Below are 12,227 nucleotides of genomic sequence, written 5' to 3'. Positions count from 1 at the left end.
TTCCAAACTTCCACTGGATTTCGACAGGAGTCCTGAGTGAACGCAGTCATTCCCGTGAATACCGTTTCCGCAATCGCCACCCAGCCGTCCGGCAACGCCGGTAATGGATGGGCGCTGGCGTTCCCCGGCAACCTCGGCAACATCGACGCCTATATCCAGAGCGTCAACCGCGTGCCGCTGCTGTCGGCTGAAGAAGAACAACGTCTGGCCCGCGAGTACCGCGACGACGACAACCTCGACTCGGCGCGCCGTCTGGTGCTCTCGCACCTGCGCCTGGTGGTGTCGATCGCCCGCCAGTACCTCGGCTACGGCCTGCCGCATGCCGATCTGATCCAGGAAGGCAACATCGGCCTGATGAAGGCCGTCAAGCGCTTCGACCCGGATCAGGGTGTGCGTCTCGTCTCGTACGCGATGCACTGGATCAAGGCCGAGATGCACGAGTACATCCTGAAGAACTGGCGCATGGTCAAGGTGGCCACCACCAAGGCCCAGCGCAAGCTGTTCTTCAATCTGCGCAGCCATAAGCAGGATGCCCAGGCGACCTTCTCGCCGGACGAGATCAGCGCTGTAGCGGCCGAACTCAACGTCAAGGGCGCCGAAGTGCGCGAGATGGAAACGCGCCTCTCGGGCGGCGACATTGCGCTGGAAGGCCAGATGGACGACGGCGAGGAATCCTTCGCCCCGATCGCCTACCTGGCGGACACGCACAACGAGCCGACCCGCGTGATCGAGTCGCGCAGCCAGGATCGCATGCAAAGCGAAGGCATCGAAACGGCGCTGGCCAAGCTGGACGACCGCAGCCGCCGCATCATCGAGGCCCGCTGGCTGAACGTGAACGACGACGGATCGGGCGGCGCCACGCTGCACGAACTGGCTGACGAGTTTGGCGTATCGGCCGAGCGCATCCGCCAGATCGAATCGGCCGCGATGAAGAAGATGAAGGGTGCGCTGCAGGCATTTGCCTAATGCGATTTCCCCGCAGTAAAAAAGCCCGCCAAGTTGGCGGGCTTTTTCGTTGGGCGCTGGCCTTAGATCACTCGGCCAGTAGCTGCTTGATATCGTGCGCGATCGGCTCGGGGCCCTGGCCGTGCTTGATGAACAGCCGCAGGTTGCCCTTCGGATCAAACATATAGCTGCCGGCGGTGTGATCCATCGTGTAGTTGTCGGGCGAGCTGCCCGGCACCTTGCTGTAGAACACCTTGAAGTCGGAGGCGACCTTCTTCAACTCCGCCTCGTCGGCCGGGCGCAGGCCGATGAAGCGCGGGTCGAACGCCGGCACGTACTTGGCCAGCAGGTCTTGCGTATCGCGCTGAGGGTCGACGGTCACGAACAACACCTGCACGCGGTCGGCATCCTTGCCGAGGGTGTCCATCACGCCGCGCAGTTCGGCCAGCGTGGTCGGGCAGACATCAGGGCAATGCGTATAGCCGAAGAACATCACGACGACCTTGCCGCGAAAGTCTTCCAGCGTGCGGCGCTTTCCGGTGTGGTCAACAAGCGAGAAATCCTTGCCGAAGCTCTTGGCACCGGTGATGTCGAGGTTCGTGAAGGCCGGCTTGTCGCTGCAGGCGGTCAATGCCAGCACGGCGGCGGCCAATGCGGCAAACAGAACGGCGCGGAAGTGTCGGAAAGAGAGCATGGTCATTGTGTTGGGAAAGACCGCCTAGCGTAACGCCAACTGCACGCGCTCGCTGGCAACCCCGTGCGTCACAGCGCCGCGCCTTGAGTCAGCGTGGGGCCGAACTTGAAGTAGTGATCGACCAGCAGCGCCGCAAACAGGATCGACAGATAGATGATCGAGTAGCGGAAGGTCTTCTGTGCCAGCGCGTCGGAGTAATTGCGGTACATGCGCCACGCATAAGCGAAGAAACCGCCGCCCAGCACCAGCGCCGTCGCCAGGTAGATATAGCCGCTCATGCCGTGCACAAACGGCAGGATGGTCGCGGCAATCATGATGAGCGTGTACAGCAGGATGTGCAGCAGCGTGTATTTCTCGCCGTGGGTGATGGGCAGCATCGGCAGGCCGGACTTGGCGTAATCCGCACGGCGGTAGAGCGCCAGCGCCCAGAAGTGCGGCGGCGTCCAGGTGAAGATGATCAGCACCAGGATCCACGCCTCGGCCGGCACGCTGTTGGCGACGGCCGCCCAGCCCAGCGCTGGCGGCATCGCGCCTGACAGGCCGCCGATCACGATGTTCTGCGGCGTGGCCGGCTTGAGCAGCAGCGTGTAGATGATCGCGTAGCCGATGAAGGTGGCGAAGGTCAGCCACATCGTCAGATCGTTGGCGAAGACATGCAGCGTCCACATGCCTGCGCCGCCCAGCACCAATGAGAACAGCAGGATCTGCCGCGTGCCCAGCTCACCGCTGGCTGACGGGCGCCAGGCCGTACGACGCATCATTGCGTCGATCTTGCGCTCGACCAGGCAGTTGATGGCGAAGGCCGCGCCGGCAAACAGCCAGATGCCGATCGCACCGCCGATCAGCACTGACCACGGCACCATGCCCGGCGTGGCCAGGAACATGCCGATCACGGCACAGAACACGGCGAGTTGCGTCACGCGCGGCTTGGTCAGCGCCGCATACTGCGATGCGGTCGTTCGCCAGCCAGGAAGTTGAGTGGAGGTCGTTGGGGTTGCCACGGTATTCATAGAAAACGGTCAGACGGCGGCCACTGCCGCAGGTATCGGCGCGCGCGCATGCGCTGCGCCGATCAGGTAATGCAGACGCACCATCAGCAACAACAGCACCGCCGCGCCACCGTTGTGCGCCACGGCAGCCAGCAACGGCCAGCCCAGCACGATGTTCGACAGGCCGGTCGCCAGTTGCACGGCCAGTACGATAAGCAGCACCGTCGCCACACGGCCGATGCCGGCCACGCGACGTGCACGCACACCCAGCCATGCCAGGTAGCTCAGCACCAGCACCGCGAACACGCGATGCGTCCAGTGGATGGCAACCAGCGCCTCATGCGAGATGAAATCGCCGCCCGCGGTCTTGCCGAGTTGGCGCCAGAACGTGAAGCCGTGCGCAAAATCCATCGCCGGCACCCACTGGCCATTGCACAGCGGGAAATCGGTACAGGCCAGCACCGCATAGTTGGTGCTGACCCAGCCGCCCAGCGCAATCTGCACGACAAGCAGTGCCAGGCCGATCGCAGCGGGCACGCGCAGCGAGGCACCACGTTCGTCGACAAACCGCGGCACATCGTTCTTGCAGCCAAGCCAGATGAGCGCCACCAGCAGCGACATGCCGAGCAGCAGATGCGTCACCACAATGGCCGGCTGCAGCTTGAGCGTGACCGTCCAGGCGCCAAACGCACCCTGCACACACACCAGCGCCAGCACAGCCGTGGCGTACCACGGCGATTGCTTCAGCTCGCGGCGCTTGACCCACGCCAGCACCACCAGCGTGATGATCAGCACGCCCAGCGCGAGCGCGAAGTAACGGTGCGTCATCTCGATCCACGCCTTCATCCACGTGACCGGGCCGCTGGGCATGGCGGTTTGTGCAGCGTGAATGTCGTCACGCGCGTGAAAGGGATTGGACGTGCCGTAGCAGCCGGGCCAGTCCGGGCAGCCCAGACCAGAATCTGTCAGGCGCGTAAAACTGCCGAACATGATGAGATCCAGCGTCAGGAACGCAGTGATCCACACCAGCTTGCGGTACTTGTTGCGGTCCCCCTTGACCAGCACGTAGCACAGCGGAATCAGCGCGATCAGGATGCCGATGGAAGCGAGTTGCAGCAGCATGGCTTATCCGATGCGCGAATACTTGAGCAATCGCGTGAGATCACCGCGCACCTTCTTCGGGTCGGGGTCTTTCGGAAACTGCATCATCAGGTTGCCGAGCGGGTCGATCAGGAAGATGTGATCGGTCGCCGGCGTCTTGCTGTCGGTCAGCCAGTCCTTGGGCAGTTCGGGGGCGCGCAGGAAGCGTGCGGCGGCGTAGTCGTCGTTGTAGGCCTTCATCAGGCGTGGGTCGATCGCGCCGCGATCCGTGACCAGCCACACGGGGACGATGCGGTCGCGGTCCGGCCCCTGGCCGATGCGCAACTGGCGCATGGTGAAGAGCTTGCGCGCGCAGTTGTCGTCGCAAGCGCTGTTGTCCACCGAGACCATCAGCCACTTGCCCTTGAGGCTGGCAAGCGGCACCTCGGCGCCGTGCTCATCCTGCACCATCAGGCCGGTCGGGATGGGACGCTGCGGGTCGACCAGCGAGCCATAGGCCGCCTTGCCGCCGGCCGGCGTGAAGACGTAGTACGCAAGGTACGACGCGATCACCGGCGATGCGCACACCAGCAGCAGGAGCAGCATCATCAAGCGGCCCCGGCGCGTGCGTGCATCGATACGCGGGTCGGCGGGCGCCGACAGCGTGCCGGGTGCGGATTCCTGGTTCACCATGTGATTCCTAATACATTCAACTGCGGCACTAAGCCGCAATGCGTGTTCGTGTTCAGACGGGCTCGGAAGGGCCCGCCAAGCGACGATAGCGCCGCACGCTGTAGACAACCATCAAGATCAGCACCGCCGCCGCCATCGCGAACCACTGGAACGCGTAACCGTAATTGCGGTCGGCACCGAGGTCTGCGCGCGGCCAATCGCGCGCCAGACCGTCCTGCGCGTCGGATTGCTGCTCCACCACAAAGGGTTGGAGCGGCACCCCGATTTCGCGCGAAAAAGCGTCGAGGTCGATATTCTGCCTAAGTCGCTGGCCGACTTCACCTGCCCCGTCTCTTGCCCCCAGGCTGAAGACGCGGCTGGCATGGGGCACAGCAATCCCTTCGACCTGCACTTCGCCCCCTGGCGTGGTGTACGGTGCGATGTGCGTACGGTCTGCAGGATCGCGCGGCAACCACCCTCGATTGACAAGCACGGCGCGCCCACCTGCCCCTTCCAGCACGAACGGAATGAGTACCTCGAACCCAGGGCGCGACACACCATTGGTCATGTGCGGGCGATTGTCGAGCAACACCGTATGCGCTTCGTCAAAGGTGCCCCGCAGCAACACAGGCCGATACAACACCGCATCGGCCGCGACCGGCTGCGCAGTGATGCGTTGGGCCGACGCATTTTGCAGCGCCTCGATGCGCGCCTGCTTGTCGATACGCTCGTGCGCGCGCGACAACTGCCAGCGCCCCAGTGAACACATCAGCGCAATCAGCAGCACACCCGCCAGCATGGGCACCGGCGCAAACCACTGGCGCAGTGGCACGCGCGCGGTCATCGCGCCCACCCGGTGAGATAATGCACGGCAATCATTTCCAAGCTCTCAACCTTCCATGCGCATCGTCGTTGCCATCGCGTTCCTGCTGATCCTCGGCAGCCTTGCTTCCGCGCTGTTCTTCCTGATGCGCGACAAGGGAAACAGCAACCGCACCGTCCGCTCGCTGATGTTCCGCGTCGGCTTCTCGATCGCGCTGTTCATCTTCATCCTGGTCGCGAACCGATTGGGCTGGATCCACAGCACCGGCATCCGCTTCGGCCAGTAATCACCAGAATCCCCCGCGCCAGAAAAACGAAAACGCCGCAGCGGTATCCCGTCTGCGGCATTTGTCGGCGTAGGCGCGGGGCGACAAACGCGTCGCCCCAATCCATTCGGCCTTACAGCCAGTACACCACCACGTACAGGCCCAGCCAGACCACGTCCACGAAGTGCCAGTACCATGCGGCGCCTTCGAATGCGAAGTGATGGTCCGGCGTGAAGTGACCCTTGATCACGCGGCCCAGCACGACCGACAGCATGATCGCGCCCATCGTCACGTGGAAACCGTGGAAGCCCGTCAGCAGGAAGAACGTCGAGCCGTAGATACCGGACGTCAGCTTCAGGTTCAGTTCGTGATACGCGTGAATGTATTCGAACGCCTGGAAGCCCATGAACGTGAAGCCCAGGAGAATCGTCAGCAGCAGGCCTTGGATCACCTGTGCACGCTTGCCCTCACGCAGCGCGTGGTGCGCCCAGGTAAGCGTCACGCCCGAGGTCAGCAGCAGCGCCGTGTTGATGGTCGGGATCGGCCACGGGCCCATCGTCGTGAACGGTGCCACCGTGCCGGCCGGGCCAGCGTTCGGCCACAGCGCGTTGAAGTCGGGCCACAGCAGCTTGTTGTTCAGATCGCCCAACCAAGGCATGGCGATCTCGCGGGCGTAGAACAGCGCGCCGAAGAACGCCGCGAAGAACATCACTTCCGAGAAGATGAACCAGCTCATCGACCAACGGAACGAAGCGTCCACGCGATCGCCATACTTGCCGCCCTCGGACTCGGAGATGGCGTCCGCAAACCACGAACGCAGCACGAACAGGAACCACACCAGGCCGATCAGGAAAGTCCACGGCGCCCACGGCTGCGCGTTGACCCACGCTGCGGAGCTCAGCAGCACGATCAGCAAGCCGATACTCGCCGAAATCGGATGCCGCGACGGCCCGGGCACGAAGTAGTACGGAGCGTTCGCTCGATTCGCACTCATCTCTTTTTCTCCAGCTCTATTTTTTTAAGAATCCACTCGATGTTGCCCGGCCCATGCTGCTCAGACCGTCTCCTCAACCTTCAGCTGACGACCGCTCGCACAATCATCAGCAGCACAAAAATGAACAGCGCCGTCGCCAGCAGGCCCGCGATAATCACGTGCACAGGATTGAGCTGTGCCATGTCACGGTCATGATCGCGCCCCTTGCGCACCCCGAAGAAGGACCAGAACACCGCCTTCATTGTCTGTGCGAATGATGCGCGTCGCTTGGTCGCTTCCTTCAGGTCGTCCATGTCCTCACGTTCCCTTGTTCGGCATCGCCGGCGCAATGGCTGACGGTGCGTGGATTTCAAAGAAAGTGTAGGACAAGGTGATCGTCTTCACGTCTTTCGGAAGCTCCGGATCGATCACAAACACCACCGGCATTTCACGCGACTCGTTGGCCGTCAGCTTCTGCTGCTTGAAGCAGAAGCACTCGATCTTCTTGAAGAACTCGGTTGCCTGCTTGGGCGCGTAACTCGGAACGGCCTGTGCCTCCACCGTACGGGCTTCCTTGTTCACCACCTCGTAGACGATCTGGTTGATCTCGCCCGGGTGGACTTCCATGCTGTTCTTGATCGGGCGGAAGCGGAACGGCCCCTGACTGTTCGAATCGAACTCCACCGTGATCGTGCGTGTCTTGTCGACCTGCGAGTTGCGCAGCGCGCCGCCATCTTCATCACGCGTGTTCAGCACGTTGATGTTGGTGAGCTCGCAGATCTTCTTGTACAGCGGCACCATCGCGTAGCCGAAACCAAACATGATCACGACCACGATGGCCAGCTTGCCGAGCATGGTGCGGTTCAGGCCACGTTCGATGGCCCGGTCGTCTTGATGGTCTTGGACCGGCGGCTGGCTCATATGCGGTCTTGCGAGATTTCGATTCGGCGATGGACGGATCGCATGCCCGGCGCTAACCGCCGAACACCACGCGCTTGAAAATCACACCCAGAAAGAAAACCAACGCGATGGTGGCAAGGATGAACCCCAGGCGGCGGTTGTTGGCGCGTTGCTCGGGCGTTGGGCTTTTTTCTGGATTCGACATCGTTGTTTGGAGGGTCGCGAGGCCGAAACTGACCGACCTCGCGACACCTGAATTACTTCACGTGCGGCGGTTCTTCAAAGGTGTGGAACGGCGCCGGCGACGGCACGGTCCACTCCAGGCCTTCTGCGCCCTCCCACGGCTTGTCGGCGGCCTTCTCGCCACCGCGGTACGACGGCAGCACCACGAAGAAGAAGAAATACACCTGCATCAGACCGAAGCCCAGTGCACCGATCGACGCGACTGCGTTGAAGTCGGCGAACTGCTGCGGGTAATCCGCATAGCGACGCGGCATGCCGGCCAGGCCCAGGAAGTGCATCGGGAAGAACGTGAGGTTGAAGGTGATCATCGACCCCCAGAAGTGGATCTTGCCGCGCGTCTCGTTGTACATGTAGCCCGACCACTTCGGACCCCAGTAATAGAAGCCCGCGAACAGCGCGAACAGCGAGCCAGCCACCAGCACGTAGTGGAAGTGCGCCACCACGTAGTAGGTGTCCTGCAGCTGAATGTCGATCGGGGCCACGGCCAGGATCAGGCCCGTGAGGCCGCCAATCGAGAACACGAAGATGAAGCCCAGGGCGAACAGCATCGGCGTCTCGAACGTCATCGAGCCGCGCCACATCGTGGCCACCCAGTTGAAGACCTTCACGCCGGTCGGCACCGCGATCAGCATCGTCGCGTACATGAAGAACAGCTGGCCGGTCACAGGCATGCCGGTCGTGAACATGTGGTGCGCCCACACGATGAACGACAGGATGGCGATCGAGGCCGTCGCGTACACCATCGAGCTGTAGCCGAACAGCGGCTTGCGCGCGAAGGCCGGCACGATCTGGCTGATGATGCCGAACGCCGGCAAGATCATGATGTACACCTCGGGGTGCCCGAAGAACCAGAAGATATGCTGGTACATCACCGGGTCACCACCACCGGCAGCCGAGAAGAAGCTCGTGCCGAAGTGGCGGTCGGTCAGCACCATGGTGATCGCGCCTGCCAGCACCGGCATCACGGCGATCAGCAGGTACGCCGTGATCAGCCACGTCCAGCAGAACATCGGCATCTTCATCAGCGTCATGCCGGGGGCGCGCATGTTGAGGATGGTCACGATGATGTTGATCGAGCCCATGATCGACGAGGCACCCATGATGTGCACCGCGAAGATCGCCATGTCCATGCCCGGACCCATCTGCACTGACAGCGGCGCGTAGAGCGTCCAACCGGCAGCCGTGGCACCACCTGGTGCGAAGAACGACCCCACCAGCAGGATGGCTGCAGGCGGCAGCAGCCAGAAGCTGAAGTTGTTCATCCGCGCAAAGGCCATGTCGGACGCACCGACCTGCAGCGGGATCATCCAGTTTGCGAAGCCCACGAAGGCCGGCATGATCGCGCCGAACACCATGATCAGGCCGTGCATCGTGGTGAACTGGTTGAACAGTTCCGGATGGAAGAACTGCAGGCCCGGCTCGAACAGCTCCAGGCGGATCAGCAGTGCCAGCGTGCCGCCCGAGAGCAGCATCGCGAAGGAGAACAGCAGGTACAGCGTACCGATGTCCTTGTGGTTGGTCGCGAACAGCCAACGGCGCCAGCCGTGCGGATGGTCGTGCGCGTGGTCGTCTCCATGACCGTGCGCGTGATCTTGCGGGTGCGTAACAGCGGTGCTCATCGCAAAACTCCTTGGATTCGTTTCGTCACGCAGACGATCAATCAGCTAGCGCTGCGGTCTTGCGCCGCATTCACTTGTTGGGTGGCCACCTTGCCGGCGGGCTCAGCAGCGGCAGTCTTGGCGCCGCCGCCTTCAGGCATCTTGCCGCCGCGGGCGTCCTTCACTTGCGACGGTTGCAGCAGGTCACCGGTATGGTTGCCCCAGTTGTTTCGCTCGTACGTGATGACGGAAGCGATTTCCACATCGTTGAGCGCCGAGGCCCAGGGCGGCATTGCAGCCTTGCCGTGCAGCACGATGTCCACGTGGCCGGCCAGCGGGCCGTTGGCGATCTTCGAGCCGTCCAGCGCGGGGAACGGACCACCGCCCTTGCCGTTCGGCTGGTGGCAGACCGCACAGTTGGCGGCGTAGACCTTCTCGCCGCGCGTCTTCAGCTCATCCAGCGTGTAGACCTTGTTCGGATCATCAGCCTTGGCGGCCATTTCCTTCTTCTTGCCGTCGACCCACTTGGTGTAGTCGGCGTCGGACACGACGCGCACGACGATCGGCATGAAGGCGTGTTCCTTGCCGCACAGCTCGGCGCACTGGCCGCGGTACACGCCGACCTTCTCGGCCTTGAACCACGTGTCGCGCACGAAGCCCGGAATCGCATCCTGCTTCACGCCGAATGCCGGGATCATCCACGAGTGAATCACGTCGTTGGCGGTGGTGACGATACGCACCTTGCGGTTGACCGGCACCACGACCTCGTTGTCCACCTCGATCAGGTACGTGGTGCTCTTGGGCGCCTGGTTGTTGATCTGCTCGCGCGGCGTGGTGAGCGTGGAAAGGAACGAAATGCCCTCGCCTTCGCCCTTCAGATAGTCGTAACCCCACTTCCACTGGTAACCGGTGGCCTTGATGGTGAGGTCAGAATTGGTGGTGTCCTTCATCGCGACCACGGCCTTGGTGGCCGGCAGCGCCATCCCAATGACGATCAGGAACGGCACGATGGTCCAGATGATTTCGACGGTGGTGCTTTCGTGGAACGTCGCCGGCTTGTGGCCCAGCGATTTGCGGTGCTTGAAAATGGAGTAGAACATCACCCCGAACACACCGATGAAGATCACGATACAGATGATCAGCATCATGTAGTGCAGCCAATGGATCTCGGCGGCGATCTTGGTGACCGGGGGCGCGAGATTGAGCTGCATCACTGCGGGGCCGCCTGGCATGTCTTCCACTGCCAGAGCCGTTTGACCGAAGGCGAGGAGTGAGCCTGCCGCCAGCAAACTTGCCAATGTCTTATTCAACATTTTCATTTTTTATCTACCCAATTTACAGATTCCACTCTGCCCCGGTGCGCGGCTCATGAGACCTGGGTTGGTTGCCCTTGTCCCAAACACCGGGAAAGCTCGTTCGCAAGCCTGCGCCGCCCGACCGGATCGAGAAATCGACCGACCTGCACGACACGTCCACCGGAATGCAGCGCAACCAGTTCCCGGATGGGCTCGTTCCGCGGCTCGCCGAGTTCGATGCGCACCCACTGCGGATTGAGCACATGGCGCACCCGCTGGCTGGCGCTCACCTGTTCGATCACCAGCGCGCCGTCTTCCAGCCAGACGTGCTCGTAATCAGAGGCGTGGCGGGCATAGTACAGCAACGCCCACCCGAGAATCGCGACCTCCAGCCCCGAGAAAGGCAACACCAGCCACGCACCTTGCCACGCAAAGAACGAAGCGATCGCGAACGAGAGGATGACAATCGAGAGGTAGAACCAGCCGACCTGGCGAGGTGAAAGCGAACAGTTTCGCTTCATGAACCAGTTCTTCCGCGGCGATTCCGGGATGGTGGAGGCGCCGCATGCTGGCTGGAGCGCCGTATCAGCGCACGTGGCAATGTCGTGCATTGAACCACTCCTGCCTCGGATGCATACCCGATCGGTTCGCCCGTGGCAAAAACGGGATAGGCCTTAGGGGGGACTGCTGCGACAAACCGGCACAGTATATGGTCCCAATTGACCCCAAACAAGGTAAAGCGCCTTTATGCAAGTCCCGGCTTGACAAGCGGCCATCAATACCGTCCCTGCATCAAGAACCGCCTCAGGCGCGCGGCTTGCGACCGATCTGATCGACCGGAATCATCGCCCGCCCCTCGTCATCCAGCGCCTGCCGCCGGGTGGGCGCCAGCTTCCAGGCATGGCCGTAGACGACCTCGAACGTGAGCGGAATCAGGCCCTCGGGATTGCGCTGGGCGTCGAGCGCATCGAATAGTCGTTGGCGCCAGCGCGGCGTGTGCAGGCCTGCGCCGGCCAATTGACGGCCGCTTTCATCCATGAGGCCGGCCATGCCGCCCAGCAGGTGCACGTCGGCCAGCAGCGCCTGCGGCGTCTCGTAGGTGATGGTGAGCTGCTCCATGTCCATCACGGGCGTGGACCAGCGGCTGTGCACCAGCATGTCGCCAATATCGTGCATGTCGACAAAGCGCAGGGTGTGCACGCCCGCATCGATACCAGCCAGCGCACTGCGCAGCTCGCGCAGGGTGTCCGGGCCGAACAGGCTGAACATCAGCAGACCGCCTTCGGTGGTGATGCGGTGCCATTCCGGGAAGATCGCGTGCGGGGATGGATCCCAGTGCAGTGCCAGGTTGGACCACAGCAGGTCGAACGACGCATCAGCAAATGGCAGCGCGCGGAAGTCCGCCTGAGCGAAATCGAAGACGGGACGCTTCTTCAGCAGCCGGCCGAGCCAGCCGGTGTCCGTGCGTTGCGGATCGAGCTGCGTCGCCCGCGCCAGCATGGCGGAGGACCAGTCCACGCCGCAGATCTGCGCATCCGGGTACTGCGCGCGCAGCACCGCCAACCCTTGTCCAAGGCCGCAGCCCAGGTCCAGCGCACGCGACGGCGTCAGCTTGATGTACGACAACCGGTCCTGCATCCGGGCCCCGACCTCGCGCAGCAGGAAGTCCACGTCGGCAAAACGCGCGGCGCGGCGATCGAAAGCGCGCCGCAAGGCGGCAGGATGGGCGAGAACGGGATCGGACATCGAC

Annotated in this window: 15 protein-coding genes; 2 read left to right on the top strand and 13 right to left on the bottom strand. The window is 62.7% G+C overall.

Features of this window, described 5'->3' with window-relative positions; genetic code table 11:
- Nucleotides 1–36: 36 nt before the first annotated feature.
- Nucleotides 37–966, top strand: coding sequence for an RNA polymerase sigma factor RpoH (gene rpoH / locus ACS13N_RS09780; RefSeq protein WP_438931480.1), 930 nt, complete (start codon nt 37–39; stop codon nt 964–966).
- 67 nt (nt 967–1,033) lie between these two features.
- Here rpoH and ACS13N_RS09775 read toward each other — a convergent pair whose 3' ends face one another.
- The 5 genes from ACS13N_RS09775 to ACS13N_RS09755 all read right to left on the bottom strand — a co-directional run bounded on the left by ACS13N_RS09775 (nt 1,034) and on the right by ACS13N_RS09755 (nt 5,224).
- Entirely contained in the window at nt 1,034–1,639 is a 606-nt protein-coding gene (locus ACS13N_RS09775; RefSeq protein WP_438931479.1) for an SCO family protein, read from the bottom strand.
- Nucleotides 1,640–1,707: 68 nt separating this feature from the next.
- Nucleotides 1,708–2,649: a heme o synthase gene (gene cyoE / locus ACS13N_RS09770; RefSeq protein ID WP_438931478.1), complete on the bottom strand. Its 942-nt coding sequence runs from the start codon at nt 2,647–2,649 to the stop codon at nt 1,708–1,710.
- Nucleotides 2,650–2,658: 9 nt separating this feature from the next.
- Entirely contained in the window at nt 2,659–3,750 is a 1,092-nt protein-coding gene (locus ACS13N_RS09765; RefSeq protein WP_438931477.1) for a COX15/CtaA family protein, read from the bottom strand.
- Between the two features lie 3 nt (nt 3,751–3,753).
- Nucleotides 3,754–4,401 carry an SCO family protein gene (locus ACS13N_RS09760; RefSeq protein ID WP_438931476.1) on the bottom strand — a complete coding sequence of 216 codons (648 nt, stop codon included), beginning with the start codon at nt 4,399–4,401 and terminating at the stop codon, nt 3,754–3,756.
- Between the two features lie 52 nt (nt 4,402–4,453).
- The gene (locus ACS13N_RS09755; protein ID WP_438931475.1) at nt 4,454–5,224 is read right to left on the bottom strand and encodes an SURF1 family protein; all 771 of its coding nucleotides are present in this window, start codon (nt 5,222–5,224) and stop codon (nt 4,454–4,456) included.
- A 55-nt stretch (nt 5,225–5,279) separates the two neighbouring features.
- On the opposite strand from ACS13N_RS09755, the gene ACS13N_RS09750 reads away from it, so the two are divergent.
- Nucleotides 5,280–5,489, top strand: a complete 210-nt coding sequence (locus ACS13N_RS09750; RefSeq protein ID WP_039599003.1) for a twin transmembrane helix small protein — start codon at nt 5,280–5,282, stop codon at nt 5,487–5,489.
- A 112-nt stretch (nt 5,490–5,601) separates the two neighbouring features.
- Here ACS13N_RS09750 and ACS13N_RS09745 read toward each other — a convergent pair whose 3' ends face one another.
- The 8 genes from ACS13N_RS09745 to ACS13N_RS09710 form a co-directional block, all read right to left on the bottom strand.
- Nucleotides 5,602–6,462 carry a cytochrome c oxidase subunit 3 gene (locus ACS13N_RS09745; protein ID WP_438931474.1) on the bottom strand — a complete coding sequence of 287 codons (861 nt, stop codon included), beginning with the start codon at nt 6,460–6,462 and terminating at the stop codon, nt 5,602–5,604.
- A gap of 80 nt (nt 6,463–6,542) precedes the next feature.
- Complete coding sequence (locus ACS13N_RS09740; protein ID WP_039599001.1) at nt 6,543–6,755, bottom strand: DUF2970 domain-containing protein; 213 nt, start codon at nt 6,753–6,755, stop codon at nt 6,543–6,545.
- 4 nt (nt 6,756–6,759) lie between these two features.
- Nucleotides 6,760–7,362: a cytochrome c oxidase assembly protein gene (locus ACS13N_RS09735; RefSeq protein ID WP_438931473.1), complete on the bottom strand. Its 603-nt coding sequence runs from the start codon at nt 7,360–7,362 to the stop codon at nt 6,760–6,762.
- A 52-nt stretch (nt 7,363–7,414) separates the two neighbouring features.
- Nucleotides 7,415–7,546 carry a cytochrome oxidase small assembly protein gene (locus ACS13N_RS09730; RefSeq protein WP_232314020.1) on the bottom strand — a complete coding sequence of 44 codons (132 nt, stop codon included), beginning with the start codon at nt 7,544–7,546 and terminating at the stop codon, nt 7,415–7,417.
- A 52-nt stretch (nt 7,547–7,598) separates the two neighbouring features.
- Nucleotides 7,599–9,203 carry a cytochrome c oxidase subunit I gene (gene ctaD, locus ACS13N_RS09725; RefSeq protein WP_438931472.1) on the bottom strand — a complete coding sequence of 535 codons (1,605 nt, stop codon included), beginning with the start codon at nt 9,201–9,203 and terminating at the stop codon, nt 7,599–7,601.
- Between the two features lie 41 nt (nt 9,204–9,244).
- Entirely contained in the window at nt 9,245–10,501 is a 1,257-nt protein-coding gene (gene coxB, locus ACS13N_RS09720; protein WP_438931471.1) for a cytochrome c oxidase subunit II, read from the bottom strand.
- 47 nt (nt 10,502–10,548) lie between these two features.
- Nucleotides 10,549–11,088 (bottom strand): DUF2244 domain-containing protein, encoded by a 540-nt coding sequence (locus tag ACS13N_RS09715; protein ID WP_438931470.1) that lies wholly within the window; start codon nt 11,086–11,088, stop codon nt 10,549–10,551.
- Nucleotides 11,089–11,281: 193 nt separating this feature from the next.
- Nucleotides 11,282–12,223 carry a methyltransferase domain-containing protein gene (locus ACS13N_RS09710; RefSeq protein WP_048933886.1) on the bottom strand — a complete coding sequence of 314 codons (942 nt, stop codon included), beginning with the start codon at nt 12,221–12,223 and terminating at the stop codon, nt 11,282–11,284.
- Between the last annotated feature and the right edge of the window lie 4 nt (nt 12,224–12,227).

The organism is Ralstonia sp. 24A2 (genome assembly GCF_051783885.1).
In the GTDB taxonomy this organism is placed as follows: domain Bacteria; phylum Pseudomonadota; class Gammaproteobacteria; order Burkholderiales; family Burkholderiaceae; genus Ralstonia.
The sequence above is the reverse complement of the archived record's forward strand: the minus strand, read 5'-3'. Positions and strand labels throughout refer to the sequence as shown.